This is a genomic window from Tepidimonas fonticaldi, from assembly GCF_007556755.1.
GTDB lineage: Bacteria > Pseudomonadota > Gammaproteobacteria > Burkholderiales > Burkholderiaceae_C > Tepidimonas > Tepidimonas fonticaldi.
This window is the reverse complement of record NZ_VJOO01000014.1, coordinates 1-21,803: the sequence shown is the minus strand read 5'-3', so window position 1 is coordinate 21,803 and position 21,803 is coordinate 1. Positions and strand designations below refer to the sequence as shown.

At 61.9% G+C, this 21,803-nt stretch carries 9 protein-coding genes; 1 reads left to right on the top strand and 8 read right to left on the bottom strand.

Features of this window, described 5'->3' with window-relative positions; genetic code table 11:
- Window positions 1–462: 462 nt before the first annotated feature.
- From Tfont_RS08190 to Tfont_RS08160, 6 genes are read right to left on the bottom strand one after another with little or no spacing between them, the layout of a single operon-like run.
- Window positions 463–2,178 (bottom strand): GmrSD restriction endonuclease domain-containing protein, encoded by a 1,716-nt coding sequence (locus Tfont_RS08190; RefSeq protein WP_143969068.1) that lies wholly within the window; start codon window positions 2,176–2,178, stop codon window positions 463–465.
- Window positions 2,179–2,191: 13 nt separating this feature from the next.
- Complete coding sequence (locus Tfont_RS08185) at window positions 2,192–2,959, bottom strand: HNH endonuclease (RefSeq protein ID WP_143969067.1); 768 nt, start codon at window positions 2,957–2,959, stop codon at window positions 2,192–2,194.
- Window positions 2,956–4,899 carry a coiled-coil domain-containing protein gene (locus Tfont_RS08180; protein ID WP_143969066.1) on the bottom strand — a complete coding sequence of 648 codons (1,944 nt, stop codon included), beginning with the start codon at window positions 4,897–4,899 and terminating at the stop codon, window positions 2,956–2,958. Before Tfont_RS08180 ends, Tfont_RS08185 begins: the two co-directional genes overlap by 4 nt.
- 3 nt (window positions 4,900–4,902) lie before the next feature.
- Window positions 4,903–9,873, bottom strand: coding sequence for an Eco57I restriction-modification methylase domain-containing protein (locus Tfont_RS08170; protein ID WP_260682322.1), 4,971 nt, complete (start codon window positions 9,871–9,873; stop codon window positions 4,903–4,905).
- A 24-nt stretch (window positions 9,874–9,897) separates the two neighbouring features.
- Window positions 9,898–12,684, bottom strand: a complete 2,787-nt coding sequence (locus tag Tfont_RS08165) for a helicase-related protein (RefSeq protein WP_143969065.1) — start codon at window positions 12,682–12,684, stop codon at window positions 9,898–9,900.
- Window positions 12,685–12,690: 6 nt separating this feature from the next.
- Window positions 12,691–17,967 carry a DEAD/DEAH box helicase gene (locus Tfont_RS08160; protein WP_143969064.1) on the bottom strand — a complete coding sequence of 1,759 codons (5,277 nt, stop codon included), beginning with the start codon at window positions 17,965–17,967 and terminating at the stop codon, window positions 12,691–12,693.
- 285 nt (window positions 17,968–18,252) lie between these two features.
- On the opposite strand from Tfont_RS08160, the gene Tfont_RS08150 reads away from it, so the two are divergent.
- Complete coding sequence (locus Tfont_RS08150) at window positions 18,253–19,548, top strand: ISL3 family transposase (RefSeq protein ID WP_143969063.1); 1,296 nt, start codon at window positions 18,253–18,255, stop codon at window positions 19,546–19,548.
- A gap of 304 nt (window positions 19,549–19,852) precedes the next feature.
- Here the strand turns inward: Tfont_RS08150 and Tfont_RS14955 are convergent, their stop codons facing one another.
- Window positions 19,853–21,406, bottom strand: coding sequence for a methyl-accepting chemotaxis protein (locus tag Tfont_RS14955; protein ID WP_143969062.1), 1,554 nt, complete (start codon window positions 21,404–21,406; stop codon window positions 19,853–19,855).
- A gap of 140 nt (window positions 21,407–21,546) precedes the next feature.
- Window positions 21,547–21,803: hypothetical protein (locus Tfont_RS14550; RefSeq protein ID WP_221934281.1), on the bottom strand; the 257-nt coding region annotated here is incomplete at its 5' end.

The window sequence follows — 21,803 nt, the reverse complement described above, 5'->3', positions numbered from 1 at the left end:
ACCTGCTGGCCGATTGATGTGACTCAAATCTTCAAGGACGGTATGCCAGGGCGGGCCGGTCCCCCACCACCGAGCAGGCATGCCCTGTGCGGCATGCTCTCACCCGCCAGCCGCACAGGGCGGCAACCCGGCGCATGGCCGCAGCGGGGTTTCATAAGGTGCAGGCTGGACGCATCGACCATTCGTTGTCCCCACGCCGCCGCGCCCGATTTCTGGCGAAATCGAGCCCAGCGGCCTCATTCTTTGTGCTCTCGCGAGCCAGCACAAAGAATGTGCTCATCGCGCCGGGGACAAGCGACTCTCAGGCTGCGTCCCGCCCGGAATGTGTCAGGCATGGTGGCAACACTGTGTGCACAAAGTGGCGTCAATGTGGTGAACAGCGTGTCAACATTGTGTTGAACATGGCGGCAGCATTGTGGCGACATGTGGGTCACAGTGTGGCAACAAGGTGGCGCTGACAGTTCAAGCGACCGCATGGATGAAAGCATTCAGTGCCGCCGCGATGCGTTTACGGCGCTCTTGCAAGAACGCCTTGTACTGATCCAGTACCAACAGTTCCTCCTCCACCGGGATGCACTGTGCCGCGAATGGTGCCGCACCGTGCTGTGCCACCAGCGGCAACAGGTAGGTCACAGGCGCTTTGTCGCTGATCGTACGATTGGTTTTGCCGCCGATGAAAGCCAGGTTGGCGATGTCGTCGGCCTCGCGGGGGGTGTAGCTGCCGCGCAGCAATGCCTTGGGGAAAATGTGATGAAACTGCAAGCGGTGCTGACTGCCCGAGTGGTCCAGCGCAATGGCCAGGTGGCTGCGCCAATCCTTGGCGCCTGCCGCACGAAACGCCAGGAACATGGTCTTGAACAGCGCGCTGCGCTGGTTGCGCCCTTCCAGCTCTTCCGGCGTGATCTCAAGGCGGCCGAACTGCAGACGCAGCCGGTCGATCAGTTCATTGACGCCGCCGCCATTGCGGATGGTCGCCAAATCCTGATCCAGAATGGTCTCACTGGAACCCCGGGAGAAACGGCCTTTGGCATTGGCGGCCAAGGCCCAGTAGCGCAACTGCTGCGCCTCTTCCGTGCTGAGGGCATAGTCGCGGCGGTGTCCAAAGTAGGCCAGTACCACCAGTAAGAAGGGCGATGACAGCAAGGCAGGGCTGTCGATACCCAGATTGCTGCGTGCGAAATTGAGGGCAAATTCCATTCCCTCGCAGGCTTCTTTCCACGCTTGCTGCAGTACGTCCAGGGTCAGACTGCCGACGGTCAGAAAACGGGATTGCCCGGTGGCAAAGGCCACCAAATTCTTCAGATGCAAACCCAGATCCAGCTCGAAACCGTTCTGGGCGCAAGCACGCTGGAAGTCCAGGAAGGTCTGCAGCGAGTGCCGCCATTTGGCGGTGATCTGCGCCAGCGCCAGGTCGGAACTGCGCAGCTTGGCGCCCAATGAATTCACGCGAACGAAGATTTCCGTGACCTCGTCATATGAAAGCGTGCGCTCCAGTACATCCATCCGGTAAACGTACTTGCGGATGCCTCGCAGCCGGGCCAGGCGCTGGCTGTACTTCTCGTAACGCGGATCGTCAAAGCCACTGATGCCCGCACGTTTGAGGAAAGGCGCATCGCTGTCGGTCTTGAAGACTTCGGATACCTTCACCCACTGCGGCAACTGCTCCAGCTTGCGGGTTGCCACCACGAAGGTCATCTTGTTGAAGCGCTTGAGCAGTTCGTCCTCGGTCGAGTCCGTCTCGTCACCGATCAGTTCGCCGTCCTCATCGAAATCCTCCTCATCGCCACCGTTTTCTTCCACTTCGGTCACAACCGCCAGTTGGTCGGGATGCTCGAGGTTGAACAACAGGTCGATGGGCCGACGACGGCCGCGCACCGACACCGGCTCGCCGCGAATGACGGCCGAGAGTGATGTCAGACGCTGCTGACCATCCAGCAGAAGCCGCGTGCTTTGGTAGGGGTTCGTGCTCTGGCTGACCGCGAAATCCTGCAGCGGTACGGCTTCATCCGTTTCCCAAAGCAGGATGGCGCCCGATGGGTAGCCGCGATACAGCGAGTCCAGCAAATCGCGCACCCGCGTGGAACGCCACACATACTGGCGCTGCATTTCCGGCAAGCGCAGCTCGCCGCGCTCGATCATGGAAACCAGTTCTTCAACGCTTGCTTCGGCCTTGGCCATGCTATTTCCTCGATCAGGATGCGAGCAGGAAGCGCTCGCGGTGCCATTGCAGATAGTGCAGGTGCTCGCTGGCCAGCCAGCGCAGCCTCATGCCCGGATGAATGCCAAGCCCCTGCAGATCGCCTGCGGACAGGCGAGGGCTGGTCATCAGGTGTCCGGTATCGTCGAAACTGATCAGAAAGCGATCAAACAACGCATCCAGATTGGCCACCAGCAGAAAACCGTTAAAGGCATCCAGCCGCTCGGCATCATCGGCGCACTCGGCCCAGGGTTTGGCATGGCTGGCACGCAGCACCTCAGGCACATTGATGCCGGTTACCGCACAGGCACCACCCCAGTAAGCGAGCAAGGCATCGCGGTAACGCGCCTGTCCCACACGCTGGCGCACCAGGCGTTCGACTTCCGTGCCCCGGGCTTCGGCAGGCATCGCTTCCACCGCTTGCGCCACGGCAGCGTGGTAGTCGCGCACCGCCTGGTTCGGCAAGGCCTGCGACAGACTGGCTGCACGGCGCAGCAGGGCGGCCAGATCAGCCAGGGCGGGCACACAAAACACATCACCAGCGGCAGCCCAGGGCTGGAAGCTGCGCAGCAACTCCGGCAACAGTGCGGGCGTGGCCGGCTGAAAGTGCACCTCAAAGCCTTGGGTCAATGCTGTCACCACTGCCTGACTGCGATGACGGGCCGAAGCCAGTGTCACCGCGTCGCCAGTCGGGGATAGCGCGTGCTCGAAGCCATTGTCGTGGCCGGCTTTTTCGATGAGGGTGCGTTGCAGGGGGTTCATGCCATCGTTGCCTGTTCTGCACCCAAGCGCTTACGGAAAAGAAGTCCGTCCACGCCCTCTGTTGAGAGCCTGTGCCGCTCATAAATCTGGAGTGATTCAGGTGGTTCAGTTGAAGTGGTGACGATGTATTGCAACGAGTCTCCACCTTTTTTTGCGACATGTTCGAGCAATGCCCAGAGTATGTCTTCGCTCATCTCCGCTTCGCGGGGAGAATCGTGCAATAGAAACCCGGGATGGAAGCTTTGCTCCTGAGTGCTATCGAGCAAGCAGGCCACATCACCTGCGAGAATCTCCAGAACTTTGTAGGTGGTCGAGTGTCTCGGCCCCATTCGGAAGGGGTGATTGCGGTGTTCTTCTTGATCGTTGAAAACGCCCCACGTGAAGGAAGGCAGTGATCTGGCAACAGCCATCATGGCGTCGCTGATTGCCTGGCGGCGCCCCGCTACCATCTGGCGCTGTTGTTCGAGCTGTAGCTTCAACTGATTGCAACGACGCCGATGTTCATCCAGCTTGCGTTGTAACGCATCCATTTCGGTTGATTGTGACTTTCCAGAGGCAAGGCTTTCATAATATTCGTAGCTCTCGATAGCCTCCGTGAGCAGCTGATCAGCCACCATTGCTTGGGCGTACCTCTGGTCCATATCAGCACTTCTTCCATCAATAGCGGCAAGTGCTTTATCCAGTGGAGCGATCTCATTGCTCAGCTCATCCCTGCGGCGGCGCAGCGGAATCAAACTGCGCTCAAGGGACTCTTTGGTTTGCTGATGAAGCAGGGTGCGTTGCTTTCGGTCAATCTGAACCAGTTCGATGCGCTGAGTAACATAGTGACACTCCCCGAGCAGGCGATTTCCTGCGTCGCAATGGTTGGAGAGGTTCTTTTGCAATGATGCTGCTTCGTTCTGCAACGCCTCTAACCGCTCGATATCGCCAGCAATCAACGCTTCCATCTGGGCGATTTCATTGACAATGACACCCAGCCTGGATTTCAGCGGCGCAAGCTTTTCCAGCAAGTGCATGCGCTCGTGTGCAAGCGCTTTTCGCTCTTCCTCAATTGATAGCAATTCCTGTTGATAGGCTTCGTGGCGTTGCCTGGCGATACCAATCAGGTTGGGATGCTCGATCAATCCTTCCTGCCGGAAGGGTGTATTGATTGGCGCTTCAAGGCGGTTGGCCAATTGCCGGCGCACATGGTTCAGCAAACGCGCAGGTTCCTCTCGCAGCTGATCCAGTCTCGCCTTATGGGTTTCTACCGCTTTTGCTGCGCTATCCAGATCACGCAGCGTCGTGGCGTCGTGCAGCATACCTAATACGATCTGTATGAGAGCCAATGGCGACTTCGCCGGCAAACTGAACCGGACACCTTCCGCACGCCATTGGAAGTAATGCTGGTATCGGGCGTTCTGGTCACGGGAGCACCAGGCCAGAATGTGGTGCCATTCAATAGGCTGCCCGGAGCCAGGCAGCTCCTGAACCGGCAAGGTTTCGACAAAATGCTGTCGCAGTGCATTCTGGTAAGCGTGGTATTCGTTCTCAGCGTTACCTGCGACCAGCTGCCGCCAATCCGCATGACGGGAAGCGCGGTACATCTTCTGGTGTCGCCACGGCTTCAAGACTGTCCATACTTCCCCGCCAATATGCACACGGGCGGCAACAGCCCCCTCCTTCAAATCCTCGCTTTGCAGCAGTTCATCGCGCAAGGCTGACCCCTCGGACCAGAGGGGGTCATCCAGTGCGAACCGCAGCAATTGGCAAAAAGCGGTTTTTCCCACGCCATGCCCAGAGCTGCCTTTTCCTGGTGGCGATACGATCAGGTTGAGGCCGCGACGCAGCGATATTTCACGCAAGGGCTCATCCGCTGTCAGTGACTCCAGTAGCCACAACGTCTCTACCCATAGGCGAGGCTTTGTAGAAAATGGTTCTGGCATACCGACAGCGTTCATCCCTTATCCCCTTTTTTGCAGACCTTCCGTTTGCATGGGCGTTTCTGGTACGACCAATGCCTGCTCCAACGCCAACTCCTGTTGTTGCCTTGCGTCAATCAAGGCGCTGGCAAGCGATGCTGTACGGATGTCGCCCAGCACCTGTGCCAGACCTTTCGCATCACGGATAGACAGAGGTTCTGTGGTCGGCACCCCCAACAGGCTGCGCAGCCAGGCACAGATATGTGACCACCGCTCGTTCTTGACCGGCTGCAGCCACTCGCTCAGAAGCTCCCTGTGCGGAATATGCTCCGGCAGGTCTGCCAGCAGAATCTGGCGCAGGCGAACATCATCACAAGTACCTGCCTGAAGGAGAATGTCGCAGACTAATCCCGCGAGCCAGTCTTCAGCTTCGGTAGCAGGTGTGTAGCCCGCTGCATAGGTACGGAATGGTGTGCTCGGGCGAGCGGGTTGGGCTTGCGGAATGATGGCCGGTGACGCTTGTTCCAAGCGCCCCCAAGCCTCCAGCACCAGCCTTTGCGTGCGGTATTCGCCGAACTCCTTCAGTTCCTTGTTCTTGAGCACGCGGAAGGTTTCGCTGGGGTAGTCTTCGCCCATGACGTCGGTAGGGTCGAGGATGTAGCGCAGTTCTTCCTCGGTAAGGCCGTAGAGTCTGGCGTAGTAGGCGTCGAGTTCGGCGCGCAGGGTGGCGCGGCGGTTGGGGTCGTAGGGGAATGGGGTCAAGGGCGTGCGGCGGATCGCCTCGGGGGTGCCGGGCTTCCAGTCGCCGGTTTCCGTTTTCCATGCGCTCACCAATTCCTCGGCCCAGGGCTGCAAATCCCGGGAGGTGTAGGTCAGCTCCAGTACACGCGGGACGATGAAGTCGAGGTCAGCTTCGGTGTAGCGGTCTGGGGGCAATACAGGAAGCTGTTTGTAGATGAAGTAATTCATGTGCGTGCCGCCTGTCTTGTGGCGTGCCACAAAGTCAAAGACCAGCGCAGACAGGTTGGCGAGCAGCGCAGCGAATCGTGCACGGTTTCCCCCTTCGGGGAACAGCATCAATGGCATTTGATTGCCAACGCCAGCCAACGGCACCACCGACGCAATGACTGTGCGCTCATTGGTCGCATTGGTGATATCTCGCCAACCCATCAGCCACTGCGGGCAGGCGGCCTGCAGCCAGCGTTCAGCCAGGGTGAGTACAGCAGGTTCGTCCGTTAGGGGGGCCTCCGACGCCGGCAGATGGCCATAGTCGGCGGCGAGCGCCAGTATGGCGCGCTCAGCGTCGGGGTCGGTGGCGTACCAGGCGGTGGCGTTGCGGGCGCCGGGCGTGTAGGGCTGCACCCTGACTTCGCTTTCGGCGGGCAGGTAGTCATCGTTCAGCGGTTGCAGGCATGGGGGGTTATCCCCGACGAACCCCAGTGATGTGGGGACGATGGCGCAGGCATAGGGATGCTGGGCGACAAATGCTTTCCACGCGGGATAGATGCCCATGCCGGGATGGGCGCGACGCTGTTCGGCCAGGTAGCGCCCGAACAGCAACTGGGTGACACACAGCACGGCAGCCTGGGTGTTGCCGTCCTTGAGGGCCTTCAGCAAGCCATCGGGCAGACGGGCGACGCGCAGCCAGACTTCGCGGGCTTGCACCCAGTAGCGCGGGGTGACGGTGAAAGCCGCGTCGGCCTTTTCCGCCGGCGTGACATCGCGGCTGTTGCCGTCTGGCGTGTAGGTGGCCCAGCGGTGGTCGAACTGGTGGATCAGTTTGGCCTCGTACAACGGCAGGCGGTCGGGGGCTGGCTCGGTCTTGAACAGATGGCTGTCGTTCGCCATGTCCAGCATCCGCATGAACGAAATGCCCCACGGGTTTTGCGCGGGTTCCACCACCTTGGCCTGCTTGCCCTCGCCTGCGATCACGGCATCGCGCATCAGGACCGGGGCGGCGCGGTAGAGCTTCTTGGTCAGTTCCGCGTCGCGCTCGCTGCGGAACACCGGGCAGGTGAGCGTGTTGGGGTTGATAAGGCGGAATTCCTCGGGCGTCAGGGTGAAGCGGCGGCGCGGGTCGGCCAGTTGGCTGACCTGGGTTGCGAAGCAGACGAACTCGGCCCGTTCCGCCGCACCCAAGGTGAGTAGGCAGAACTTCATGCGGCTATCGACGGCGGGGAACAGCTTGTCGCGGTTCTCAATGTCGTACAGGCTGACCAGCCGCCGGTTCTGGGTGATGTGGCCGAAGTACGCCTTGGTGCTGTCGTCGGTAGCAATGCCGGTGGGCACGATGAAGCCGGCGCGGCCGCTGTCGGCATGGATTTGCAGGATGGTTTCGGCAAACAGCGCGTAGGTGTTCACATCGCCCACGCCGGTCAGTGGATAGCGGCCGCCGTCGGCGCCTTTCACATGGGCGAACACGCTGGCGGCTTCCGCCGTGCGGCGGGCGGTGACGAATTCGCGGTAGAGGCGTTTTTCGGCTTCGTCCTCGTGTGCTTCGTGGGCCAGATCGGGGTACAGGTGGCGCGCCAGCATGCCCTCGCTGAGCCACTGAATGCGCTGGGCGCGTTCGGCCTTGTTGCGGGCTTGCGCCACATCGCGGTGGCGGGAGGCGAAGAACTCTTCTTCTTGCAGCTTGATGCGCTCCCACGGCGGATTGCCCAGCACACAGTCGAAGCCGCCCTGCGCAAACACCTGCGGGAAGGCCAGCGGCCAGTGGAACGCGCGCGCCTGTTCGCAGGCCGCGCGTGCGGCGGCGATGGGCGCGGCGTGCTCGGTCTGGGCGCGTTGCGGGTCGGTCAGCAGCGCATGCAGGGTGATGCTGGTGGGCACGGTTTCTGCCGTGTCTTCCGTCTTGGGCAGCAGGTAGGCGCCCACCAGCGCATCGGCGGCGTGGGCCAGCGGGCTGTGGGCGGAGTCTTCCAGAAAGCGGCGCCAGGCCTGTTCCTTGGCGGCCACCTGCTCCGGGGTGTCAGCGGGCAGGGTTTCGATGGCGCGCAGGGCATCGAGGCCGCTGCGGTTGTCCACGCCCAGCAGCATCTGTTTTCGGTTCAGATCCTTGTCTATTTGCTTGAGACCGGCGGCGTTGGCCTTGGCCAGCTCCTTGCAAACGTCCTTGTCGTCGCCGCTCAAGGGCTTGAAGGCATCCTTGGCAATGCCTTGTTCGAGCGCGTTCAGGTCGGTCAGGCCGAGCAAGGCGTCGCCCACTTGCAAGTGGTGGTCGAGAAAGCCCAGCGGGCGGCCTTCCTCATAGCTCTCCAGCCACAGTGCCATGCGCGCCAATTCGATGGCCATGGGGTTGCGGTCCACCCCGAAGATGCAGCGAGCTACCACCTCGCGCAGGGCGTGGCGGTAGTCCTGCGGCTGGATGGCACCCTCCTGTCCGCCTTCGAGACTGCGCAACAGGGCCAGTTTTTCGGCCAGACGGCGGGCGGCGGCGAGCAGGAAGTGGCCGCTGCCGCAGGCCGGGTCGATGACGCGGATGGCCAGCAGTGCCTCGGTGGGGTTGGTCGGGTTGGCTGCCAGACGTTGTTCGATGACGGGGTCGAGCGCGCTCCTGATCAGCTCCTGCACCAGGCTGTCGGGGGTGTAGTAGCTGCCGGTGAGCTTGCGGGCGTTGCCGGCGGTGCTGCCTTCCTCGGTGCGGCCGACGAAGCCGAAGGTGCGGGCGGGCAGGTCGATGGCGGGCACCAGTTCCAGCAGGCTTTCGTAGACACTGCCCAGTTCTTCCGGGCCCATGTTGCGGTAGTCCACCGGCACCAGGCTTTGCGCGCCGGTCGGCTTGGCCCAGCGCAGATGTTGCAGGGCGGCCAGCAGGTGGGCGTTGTCCAGGCTGGCGGCATCCAGATCTGGGCATTGCGCGGGAGCGAACAGGCCGCCCAGGGCGGGCAAGGCCAGACGCGGCTCGCCTTGTGCCAGGCCACGGAAGACGATGCGGATGGCCTGCCACTGGTCGTCGTGCCGAGTGCGGGCACGGCGTTTGAGGCACAGCTCGCGCAGGCGGATCAGGGCATAGCCTTCGGCATAGGCTCGGCGAGCGGCTTGTGCTTCGGCGCTATCGTCCTGCGGATGCAGCAGGCCGCGCTCTTCCACGGTGAAGACGAAGATGAGCCGGTAGACCAGGCGCAGCAGTTGTTGGAAAAAGGCGTCCTTGCTGAGTGTGCCGTCATGCAGGGCGGTGCGCAGGGCGTGGTTGTCGGGGTGTTGCAGGAAGCCCTGACCGAAGGTCAGCAGCGCCTGCTCGACGCCATCGCGCAGGCCATCGCGTACGCGGGTGCCTTCCTGCTGGCCTTCGCTGCGCCATTGTTCCCAGATGCAGGTTTCAGCTCCTTGTACACGGTGACCGGGCGCACGACTGGCATGCAGCAGGCGCCAGACGTTGGCGAATTCGGCGTAGCGCTGGCCGCCCAGCAGGTCGGCCAGATCGACTTCGAGAAAGCTGGGGCGGGTGAGGCTGGCGGCGTCGCGCAACAGGCGCAGTTGCTTGCCGTTGCTGACGATGCCCCAGAGGTGATCGGGGCTGGCGTTGAGCAGCTCCTGCATGGCCTGGAAGGGGGCCTTCCTGCGACTGCCGCCGCCCTGCACGGCAAAGTGCGCGTCGGCCTCGTCCAGCCCCAGGGAATACGGGGCAACGAGTACGGGCAGGCTGCCGTTCGTCAGGCTGACGGGGTAGCGCAGTTCCCCCACCGACTGTGCCGAAGTGGCTTGCAGGGTGGCGTAGCCGAAGGCATCGCGCAGCAGTTCGTGCACGAAAGCGGTGGTGAGCTGGGCGGCATCGACGTCGGCGCGCTCCATCTGCGCGGCGAAGTGCTGCCACTGGGCGCAGGCGATCTGGAAGGCGCGGCTGTATTCGTCCTTGAGCTTGACGCCCTTGGGCGTGCCGTAATCGGCCTCGCTCTGGGCGCTGGCGCGGCCCTGGGCGGCTTTTTCCAGTTGGTCGGGCAGGAACAGGCCACCTTCAAGCTTGAGAGTGGGCAAATCCAGCGTGGCCTGGGTCTTGCGGATGCGTTTCATGGTTGTTCTTCTTTAGGCCGAGGCTTATAGCGAGTCGGGCAGCAGCACGTACACACCCATCACATCCACTGGCAGGCAGGGGCTGACGCTGTGGTGGCCCACGTCGCGGGCGGCGGCGCGTACGCGCTCGTGGTCGGCCAACAGGGCTTGGGCGCGTTGCTCTGCCAGGGCTTGCAGTGGTTGGGGATGCGCGGCGAGGAAATCGAGCGCGGCGCACACCTCGCGTTGCACGGCTTCTGCGGGCAGGTTGCCACTGGGCGTGCATTCGAGCAGGCGGTTCACGCTGTCATCGGCCAGCCATTGCGGATTGGCACGGCCACGCACGGCCAGGGCCACGGTCTCCTCGGCCATCATCTGGAAAGGCTCGCGACGGCGCACGTAGCTGAGCTGATGGCGCAAGCGCAGCAGATAGATCGTGGTGACAACATCGACGTCGTCGGTCAGCGTGGCAGCACAACGGGCGGCCAGCGGACGTTCGCTGCTGAGGGCATCTTCCAGCAAGTGCTGCGCCAGCAGGCCGACCAGTGGGTGGCTGCGGTGCAGTTCGGCTAAGTCGATGCTTTGCGGTTTGTTGATGCCTTCGTCGGCTAGACGCTGGCGCAGGGCTTCGGGCAGATGCTGGGGCAGGAAGCGGGCCTGCTTGCGGCTCATTTCCAGAGGCGATCCGAGGCGCACGCAGGCGCTTTGCAGGAAACGCTGTACATCGGCCTGGGTGCCCAGGGCTTGTTGCTGTTTATGCCACTCCGGCAATACCTCGTCGGGCTTGATGCGGCGCTGAGCAAAGACGGTGCGGTTGGCCTTGGCTTTTTCCAGGGCGTCCTGCCATTGGGCCTGCAACGGCGCCAGCAGTTGCTCGGATTCGCCGAAATCGAAACTGGCTTGCCGCGGGGCCATGCTACTGTCGCTGCGCCGCATGAGAGCAGCCTTGACCAGGGCCTGGTTGATGCGGGCTTCGTCCTCAGGGAGGGGCACCAGCACGCCCAGTTCCTTTTGGATGGTTTCGCCCTTGCGCAGGATGACGTTGAGCACAAAACCATCGACCGGGTTGTCCTGCCCGTAGAGCATGGTGCAACGGACTTCGTCGGCCTGCTGGCCAAAACGGTCAACGCGGCCTTCGCGTTGCTCATGGCGTGTCGGGTTCCAGGCCAAATCGTAATGGACGACGGCGGTGAACAGATGCTGCAGGTTGATGCCTTCGGAAAGACAGTCGGTGGCGACAAGGATGCGTCGCCCGGCCTCTTCCATATCTTCCACGCGCTCACGGCGCTCTTCCGGGGTGAGCTCGCCGGTGACGGCATCGACAGTAGCCTTGGGAAAGGCGGCCTTGAGGTGCTCGGCCACGTAATGGGCGGTGGCGACATAGCGGCAGAACACCACGGGGTGATAGCCATCTTCAAGCAATGAACCAATGTGCCGGATGAGCGCGGCCAGCTTGGGATCGCCCTTCTTGCCGGACAGGCGCTGTGCTTCGGCAATGAGGTCGCGCAGGCGGCTGGCGTCCTGCACTTGGGCGGGCGGCTCCAGATCACTGCCCGTGAGATCGTCGGCCTCGCCATCGTGCAGGCGCTCGTCACTGAGCAAGTCGTCATCCGCCATGGTGCCTTCCAGCCGCGTGGTCAGGGCCTTGACGGCCGCCGCAGGCGAAGAGGCCACACAGCGCAGCAAGGCCAAAGTGGCGTACCAGATCAGGCGGGCGCCACCTTGCTGCGTGTCCTGCTGCTCAATGGCTTCCGCCATTTCCCGGCAGTAGTCCTGCACGGCATCGAAGAACGCACCCCATTCGCCGCTGAGCTGGTAGGTGAGCTCGGTTTTCATGCGGCGGGGGAAGCCCCGCCCATCTTGGGTTTCGGCCTGCCACTCGGCGATGTCCTTGCGGCGGCGTTGCACAAAATGGCGGGCGAGTTCCTGACGCAGCGGATCGGCGGCCGTCATGCGCCCTTGCAGCGCTGCAAAGCGGGGATCGAGCAGCGACAGCAGGTTGTAGAAGGCGGTTTCGTCACCGGAGTGCGGAGTGGCGGTCAGCAGGATCAGGTGTCGCTGCGCGTCACGGGCAAGGCGTTGCAGCAACTCGAAGCGCAATTGCTTGCCGGCGCCACTGCTGGCGCACGTGTGGGCTTCGTCAACGATGATGCATTCAGGGGCAGCGGCAAGAAACTGTTCGCGGTGGCGTTCGCTCTTGATGTAGTCCAGGCTGACGACCACCACGGGATGATGGTCGAACAGGCGCACGCCATGTGGCAGATCACGCTCGATGCGCGACGCGGAAGCCGAGGTCAGCGCGATGGCGTGCAGGTTGAAGCGGCTTTCCAGCTCACTTTGCCATTGTTCGACCAGATGTGGCGGGCAGAGGATGGCTAGGCGGGCGATCTCGCCACGGTCCATGAGCTCACGTGCGATCAGGCCGGCTTCGATGGTCTTGCCGATGCCGACGTCATCAGCGATCAGCAGGCGCACCGTAGACAGGCGCAGCGCCATCAGCAGCGGCACCAGCTGATAGCCACGCGGCTCCACGGCGATATTGCCAAAGGAGCGGAATGGGCCGGCGCCGGAGCGCAGTGTCAGCCGCAAGGCATCGCGCAGCAACAACGCGGCGGCGTGGTTGCCGGCGTGCGCGGGATCGGGCCATTCGAAGGAGGCTGGTTCGACGGGATGGAGTTCCAACTCTGGGATCAGGGTGATGCTTTCGTCCTCGGCGCCGCTCAATGGACGCAGGCGCAGCCAGTCGCGGCGGGAGTCGTTTTGCACCACCCATTCGCGGCCTCGGGCACGTACCAGGCTGCCGGGCAGAAAGTCGTGTTCAAGGGTTGTCATGTACCTTTATTCCTTGGGGCCGAATACATCGGCGTGTGCGGCGAACTGTTGTGGCCACTGTGAAGCGTCCGAAAAATCGAGCACCTGCCAGCCTTTGTCCTGCAGCACGGCGGCGGTCTGCTCATCCACTGCGGACAGAAACACCAACGCACGAGATGCCTTGTACTGGGCTGCGGCGATGGCTGCGCCATTGTTGACGGGTACATTGACCGCATCAGGTTGTCTAGCCCCGGCCTGGCGGAGTGCGGACAGCCAGGCGTCGAGCAGCTCGTCTTCTGAAGTCGTTGCGGCAACGGTGGCCGGGCTGTTCGCTACGGGCTGCACCTGAGCATTGGCCAGCGCGACCAGCAGCTTGAGTGCATCCGCGTTACGGCGGTTGATGTGCTCGTGATCCGGCTGATTGAAGTAGGAGAGCAGGCATTGGTAACAGCCGGCCTCGCATTGATGATTGCCCAGTTCATCGGTCTGCTCCAGTGAGGGCAGATCGTCCAGCGTCCAAACGCCGCTCTGCGGTGCGCGGTAGTGAATCAGTTGCAGCGCATTGCTGGCGACGAGTGCAAGGTCGTCGCGATGATTTGCCAGGCGAGTGAGCACACCCGCACCGCCTTCGGCCGCTTCGTAGAACAGCAAGGCGCGGCGCTCATCTGCCTTGGGCAGTGGCTCGACCACCAGCTCGGATTCCTCGATCTGGAAGGTCATTTCGATGCCACGCTTGAGAGCAGCCTGCAGGGTAGCCATGGCCTCCAGCGACAGGGCATGTAGAGGTGTGAATATCAGCAGGTTGCGATGATCTTCCACAAAAGGAACGATGCGCTGGGGCGGCACCTTTTCCAGCAAGGCATCGTCGTTGCCGTTGTCGTCTTCCGCATCCGGTGCGTCCTGCTTGCTCCAGGTGCCGGTAATGGGATTGATGTAGAAGCCCAGTTGCTCCTTGTTCTTGCGCCTGCGCCAACCGCGGTTGATACGCCAGATTTGCGCAGCAGGCGCATAAGTAAGTTCGCCCAACAATTCTTCGCCCAGCCGGACTTCGGCTTTCTGCTTCTGAATCTGGCCATCGGGCCCGGGCAGGAAACGGTAGGTGGTCTGCAACTCGAAGCCCTGACGCTGGCGCTCCTCGTCGTTGATGGAGATGCGCTCGGTGGCTACCGTCTCCACGGTTTCGATGCGATAGAGCTCGCGCACCCAATCGTGCTCGGTGAGCAAGGCATCACAGTTTTCGCAGCGATTGACCAGCGGCTGTTCGCCGCCCGGGTCACCGAGATGCCCGTAGCCGCACTGACTGCACACCAGAGAGGCAATAGTGGCCAACTGGCTGCTACCGGAAATGTGGTCTGTATTGCCGACGTTGAGTTTGGCTCGCACCACGCGGTACATGCGGCCCTGGTGATAGATGAGGCTGCGAGGGCCGAATTCTGACAAGGCCAGGAAACGCGGACGGCTGACCATGCTGCCCTCGTCGTCCCTGCCATTGGCGGTCTGGCCGCCTCGGGCAGGAATCCAGGCCATCAGCGGCAGGCGCGGGAAGTTGTAGCCTGGCAGGAAGCCCTGGCTGGCCAGGTAGCGATAGGTGTAGAAGTCGTTGTTCTGGCCATTACCGGATTTGAGCAACACGGCGTACTGGCGCGCGGCATCGCCGTAACGGCGCTGGGCATTCTGGCGCTCGGTGTGCGAAGCGGTATGGCTCTTGACGATGCGATCCGCCATGTCCATCTGCTGACGCGTTGCATCGAACAACACGCGCCAGCGTTCCAGTGCTTCGGAGAACGCCTTGGGTGCATTGGCGATGACCTGGTGTACGTAGTCAGGCGTGAACCAGGTGCTGCCTGCAAGCTCATCCTTAAGCTGATCGATGACCCGACTAGCACTGGCCAAGGCCCGCTGCTGGACGGTCTGTGCCTGTAGCGCTTCCTGCAAGGGCTGTTTCAGTGGTTTGCCAGGCCGATCAAGATCCAGCATGGGTGCAATGCTGTCGTCCAGCGGCACCTGGGTGCTGGCCAGCCAGACCGCTTGCAGATGGCTGTCGATCAGGTCACGGTTGGCCAGATCGAGTGTCGGTGCGCGTACCACGCCATGCACCATCTCGCTGGCATTGTGGAAGAACCACTGGTCATGCGGGCTGAGTGCCGCGCAGTAGGTGATGACCAGCGCCTGCTGGCCCGAACGCCCCGCACGGCCGCTGCGCTGGGCGTAGTTGGCCGGGGTCGGCGGCACATTGCGCAGGTACACGGTGTTGAGTGCGGAGATATCCACGCCCAGCTCCATGGTGGGGGAGCAGAACATCACCGGCAGGCGCTCCAGCGGCGCTTCGTGGGCCGGGTTCTGCGCCCAGTCCTGCCTGTCTTTTTCTGTGTAACGGAAACGCTGCTCCAGCAGTTGCCGGCGCGGTGCATCCACCTGGGCCGTGTGTTCCTGTGCCTCGAAATCAAACAGCGGATGGGACGGCTGACGCAGCAAGTCGGCAATACTGAGATACAAGCTACGGAAGTACTGGTTGATGCGATTACTCTCTGCCGGTGGTTCATTGGCAATCAGGCACCATTCGAGGGCAGCTGCGTTCAGGCGCCAGCCAGCAAGCTGCGAATCAATGGCATGTTTTTGCACATAACCATAGTTGCTGGCTGCCTTGAGCATGTCTTCGATCAGAACAGCCCACTCGGCATCTTTCCACTGCGCTACCTCGCTGGCGCATGCGCTGTTGCGCCAGAAGGCGACCGTCTTGATTTGCCGCAACAGTCGGGAGCGTGGGCCACCCGTCACCAGGTCGGTGCGCGGCTTGCCCTTGTATTCCGGGCGCTTGCCGAGGATGAGATAGCGGCCGGTATCGAGTTTTTCGTCGGGAGCGAAGGCCCAGCGTTCATTCAGATAGGTGTGGGCGCTGGTACGTGCCTTGTCCTGCTCAACCGGGTCGAGGTAACGGCTTTCCAGGCACAGATGGCGGCGCAGCGTGTCGAACAGTAATTCGTACAGAACTGCTCGCTGCTCCGCCGTCAGTTTGTTCAAGGTGCTGTTTGCGGCAAAGATGCTGGTGTCAGTGCTAAAGGCAGCCAGGTCTCGGTACCGAATCTGCAACAGGCCAAGCTGATCCAGATTCGGATTATTGAAGCGCCAGCCACGCCGTAGATCGCGCAGCAGCCGGTAGGCAATAATGAATCGCAAGGTGCGTTGCGCTTCCTGCCGTGCCAGCCCCATGAGCTTGGGAGTGCGCAGATATTCCACCAAGGTGGCTTCATCGACCCCTTGAAAGCCGAGGGCCTTGAATACGCTTTCGGCCAGGTTTTCTTCATCAAGCTGGCCGCCACTTGCCTGTAGTGCGCCGATCAAGCCGGCACGCAGCGTCAACAGGAAAATGAAATCGTTGAAGTGACCCGCCTGCAGCGCTGCATCCTGGCGGTTGTCGGTAAACCCAAGCAATTTACGCGGATCAGGTTGGCCTGGAGCTGGCTCGGGAAGTGCAAACAGTTGCTGTAAGGCCGCCAGGGTAATCATGGTAGTGGCCGAAGAACGGCCTTCCCCGGACAAACTGGAGAGGCGGTTGGCATCTTTGCCGTGGGCTTCGTGTGTCGTGCCGCAGTTCAGGCAGAAGCGGAACTTTCCGGGAATGAACCAGAACTCCGTCCCGGAGCCTATTTGTCCTTTGGCATCGACCGTGACCATATAGGGAACGGCATTCTTGTAGGCTGACTTGACTTTGGGCTCGCTTCGGCTGAGGTCGATCCAGGTTTCCGGCAGGTCTTCAAGCAGGCCACCGTATTGCTGCCCGGGCACCAGTGGGCACAGGAAGCCATAGCTGGCGGTGTCGTCTTCTGCTGCGATATCGTCGATTTCACGCGGGCTGAAGCTGACCGGTTGCTGTGCGCGCCAGACAGGCAGGTATTCCTGGCCGCAATCGCGGCAGAAATGCGTGGGGTAAAGCAGCACATTCTCTTGCTGCCGCCCCGGTGCGAAACGCTGGGCATCGAGCGTGACATGGCGCTTGCCTCGCTCTTCCAAGGTGGTGAGCACCTTGCCCGGTCCACTGATGAACTGGTGCAGCTTGAACGCGAAAGGCGGTCTGCCCTGGGGCGTGCGCACATCATGGGCAGCCACCAGAAAGCGCTGCAGGGCGGCGCGAGCGGCTTCAGGCTGGCAGCCCGCATCTTCGGCAAGACGGCGGCTGGCCTCTTCCAGGGTCATGGGTTTCGCGCGCCTTGGAGGCTCGTCCGCAGGCAGTTCGATGCCCAGATTCAATTCCACCCAGATGGCCAGCGGATCATTGCGAAACGCGTCAAAGTCAGCCCAAGCATCCTGATTTCGTGAAATTGTTGCCGGCAGTTCGGTGCGGATGGCGTTGACGTCCTTGAGCTGGTTAGTGACGCGCTCCAGTGTCTCGCCTATGACGTCATGCTCGCTGATCCGGGTGCCAAACAATTTGCTGGCTACATCAGCAACCACGCGGTTGCGGTCGGCTTGGCTGCCTGTGCTGGACATGGTGGCCGACGTACCGATGCAGACCAGTTGCTCGGCTTTCAGGCGCTCTCGCAGGCGACGCACCAGCAAGGCAACGTCCGCCCCTTGACGGCCACGGTAGGTATGCAACTCATCCAGCACCAGGAACTCAAGTCCCTCGCAGTGTTCCACCACGCGCCGATCCACTTCGTCGAAGCGCGTGAGGATGTACTCCAGCATCATGAAGTTAGTCAGCAGGATATCGGGCGGGTCATCCGCGATGGCGCGGCGTTCTGTCTGGCTTTCTTGGCCGGTGTAGCGCTTGACGGTGAAGGGTCGGTGCTCTGGCGCATAGCCATGCAGAAACTTGTCGAGTTCTTCCAGCTGGCTGTTGGCCAGGGCATTCATCGGATAGATGACAATGGCCCTGGTACGTGCTTTGCCATCGGAGTCCTTGGCCTTGAGAATGCGGTCGATGATCGGGATGAAAAAGGACAGGGACTTACCCGACCCCGTTCCGGTTGTGACCACATAGCTTTGGCGTTCCTGGCCTTTGGCCAGGGCTTCCATTTGGTGCTTGTAAAGATGCAGGGGACTTGGTTTGCCTTCCGTCTTCCCAACCTGAAAGATGTCTGCGCAGGCAGGATGCAGGACCCCCTCCGCCACCAGATCCTGCACTGTGCCTTGACGTTGATAATTCGGGTTGATCTGCACCAGCGGTTCAGGCCAATAGCGGCCTTGCGCATATTGATGCTCGACCTCGGCTTGGATATCAGGTGCGGCGATGCGAACGAAACTGCGGGAAAAGCTGCCGTATCGCTCGATGAGCTGGTCGCGGAACTGGAAAACGTTATCCATGTAGAGTCCTCACTGATCCATCTTGCGGTCAATCGCCAGAACCGCTGCTCTATCCGAGGTGCCTGCTGTGACGCGCTTCCACTTTGCCCCTCTTCCCTTGCCAGTCGATTCGATCAATCCCTCTGACTTCATCGCCCGCAGCACCATCCGTGGTCCTTCGTCATTTCGTGTGGAACCCAACAGTCACAATGACTCCTGGTCGTCGAGCCCGGTGGGCATGTGTGCACGCCGCTGGCCGGCCTGTGCACATGTCCACGAGGCGGGTTTGATCAGGAGGATGAGTCCATGGGCATTGCCGTAGAAGCTCTGTTCACCAGCGCGCTGGGCTTGCAGCCGCCGTGGGTCGTCGATGACGTCAGGCTCGACACCGCCAAGCGGCGTATCGACTTCGAGATCGGCTGCCACACCAGCAGGCTCGCCTGCCCGGCATGCGGTGCGGCCACGCAACCGGTGCACGACCGGCTGCGCCGATCCTGGCGGCACCTGGACTTCTTCCAGTTCGAGGCCTGGCTGCATTGCGACGTGCCGCGCGTGGCCTGCGGTGCCTGCGGCAAGACCACGCAGGTGGCCGTGCCCTGGGCGCGTCCGGGCTCGGGCTTCACCGCGGCGTTCGAAGCGCTGGCGCTGACCTTGTGCCTGGACCTGCCGGTGCGCCAGGCCGCCGAGTTGCTGCGCTGCAAGGACAAGCGGCTGTGGCGGCGCATCGAGTTCTACGTCGCGCAGGCGCGTGCGCTGGAAGACTTCTCCGGCGTGCGCACGGTGGGCATCGACGAGACCAGCCTGCGGCGCGGGCAGCACTACATCACCGTCGTGCACGACCTGGATCGCAAGCGGCTGCTGTTGGCCACCGAGGGGCGCGAGCACCGCACGGTGGTGGAGTTCGCCGAGGATCTGAAGGCCCATGGCGGCGATCCCGCCCAGGTGCGGCACGTGTGCATGGACATGAGCGCGGCCTACGCCAAGGGCGTGGCGCTGGCGCTGCCCGAGGCGCAGATCAGCTACGACCGCTTTCACGTCGTCTCGATGGCCATCGAGGCGATGGACCAGGTGCGCCGCGCGGAGATGGCCACCGACGCGCAGGCGGTGCGAGCCGCGCTGGGCACTGGCCAGCGTAAGACGCTCAGGCAGCTGCTGTGGGGCATGCGGCGCAACCCCAGCAGCTGGAGCGCCCGCCAGATCCAGGCGATGCACTGGCTGCAGCGCTCGACGCTCAAAAGCGCGCGGGCGTGGCGGCTGAAGATGGCGCTGCGCGAGGTGTACGCGCGGGCCACAGCGCACAACAGCATCGAACAGGCCGCATCCGACCTCAGGGCCTGGCTGAGCTGGGCGCGGCGCTGTCGGCTCGAGCCGTTCAAGAAGCTGGCCGCCACGCTCAAGGAGCGGTTCGACGCGGTGGTGCGCGGCATGGTCGATCACCGCAGCAACGCCTTCGTCGAGGCGATGAACGGGCTGCTGCAGCAGGCCAAGCGCGCCGCGCGCGGCTTCAGGACGAGCCAGAACTTCATCGCCATCGCCTACCTGCGCATGTCCAAGCTCAAGCACCTGCCGGCCAGCCCGTTCGCGCCGGCGATGCCCCAGTGACAGTGTTGCTTTCCACACGAAACGACATGGAGCCATCCCACGGCACCACCTTGTTCATCTGCTCCAGGAACTCACGCTCGCGCGTCTTCTTGGTCGACAGGTTCAATCCCAGGCTGACTTGCTTCATGTCCTTACGCCACGCATCAACTTGACGACATCATCATGCAAGACTCGCGCCTTGACGGCGGGTTTTGCAGACCTTCCCTAGGTCAAAGTGAAGGGTGATTTTTCACTTTTGCGTCAATGACTCGTTTTTGTTGCGGATGCTGGGGCGAACGTGGAACCCTGTCACACGCGATGTCTCTCAAGCGGTTTGCAGCGTTTTGAAGCGCGACACCAGCGACACCAATCCAATGGCCTGGTGGCGCAGGCTTTCCGCCGCGGCGGCTGTTTCCTCCACCAACGCCGCGTTCTGCTGGGTCACCAGGTCAAGCTGCTGCACCGCCTGCCCGATCTGTTCAATGCCCTGAGACTGCTCTGACGACGCGCCGGTGATCTGGCTGATCATGTGGCTCACTTGGTGAACCTGGTCAACGATGTCCTTCACGGCACTTCCCGCCTGGTTCACGGTGTCGGTGCCAGACACCACCTTCTGCACGCTCTCGTTGATCAAGGACTTGATCTCTTTGGCGGCTGAGGCCGACCGGCTGGCCAGACTGCGGACTTCGCTGGCCACCACGGCGAAACCACGTCCCTGTTCACCAGCCCGAGCGGCTTCAACCGCAGCGTTCAGCGCCAGGATGTTGGTCTGGAAGGCGATGCCGTCGATCACGCCAATGATGTCTGCAATGCGACGTGAGGATGTAGAGATGTCCTGCATGGTGTGCACCACCACTTCCACCAGTTGGCCGCCTTGTTGTGCAGCCTGTGCCGCAGAGCTGGCAAGTTGGTTGGCCTGAAGGGCAGTGTCCGCACTTTGCCGAACGGTGCCTGACAACTGTTCCATGGATGCGGCCGTCTGCTGCAGATTGCTGGCCTGTTCTTCAGTGCGCTGGCTGAGGTCGGCGTTGCCCATGGCAATCTGGGCCGATGCGGTAGCGATGCCTTCACTGCAATCTCGGATCTGGCTGACCAGCGCGGCCAGATGGCCTTGCATGTCCACCAGCGCTTGCAGCACGCTACCAGCAGGCACGGCAGACTGAAGCTGGATAGGTCGCAGATCTCCACTGGCCACCTGTTGCGCAATCACCTTGAGCTCGGTGGGCTCCGTGCCCAGCGACCGCATGAGGTGGCGGATGATCGAAGCACACAAGACCATGGCCGCCACGATGGCCAGCGCGATGCTGGCCGCCGATGTCCAGAACGAGCGCTGCTTCAGCGCATACGCTTCGGCGTTGATCTGTTCAGAAATGCTCAACTGAACATTCACCAGATCACCGATCACCCCCTGCATGGCATCAAACATGGGGTACATCTCACCGGCCCGAAACTGGTCGGCAAACGCGCGGTCGTTGTCGGCGAAGGCCTGACGCAGGCGTGGCAAGGTGGCGTCTACCCTGTCCCGCAATGGGGTCAGTTTCTCAATGAGCTGTTTCTCGTCCGGCACCAGAAACGTGGACGTGTAGGCTCGCCACTGTGAATGGATGGTGCCTTGTGCCACGTCCAGTTGTCGGAGGGCTTCTTGGCCATCGATCGAGCCGTCGGCAAACTTGTGCACCACATCCACGATCTGCACCGCATACGCATCTGATACCGCCTTGATCTGCTTCAGCGGCACCACTCGATCGGCGTACATCGTTTGGAGCAGGGCGCTCATCTGGTGCCCTTGCCACAGGCCGAGTGCACCAATCGCCAGCAGCGCGGCGATCAGCATGCCCGACAGCACCATCAACCAATCTCGTATGCGCAATGTGTTCATTCAAGACAACCTATGAAGCAGGGCCAGCGTCTGAAACAGGACTGGATGCATGAGCCGTTCAGACCAAGTGTTGAAGCAATTTCGGCCTTTCGGACACAGACTTTAGTTGAAAAATTTGGTGTGTTTTGCTGATATCGGATTCAATTCGGGTTCAGTTTCAGCGTTTGCTCCTGGCGCTCGTCATGAGTGACATCAGGCTTGATTTGCCTCATGTCGAGGTGGTCTGTGGCGTTAAGGAAGGTCTGAACAACTCGTTTGTGATGCGTCATGGGGGATGTCCTGTTTTTTGTGTGTGGGGCGGTTTCTGAATCTGTCCTCGTGTCGTTCAGCGTGGTGCGAGGGTGAAGCGGTCGCCGTATAGTATCGCGAACTGGTTCATCGCCGATTTCCACTCCTT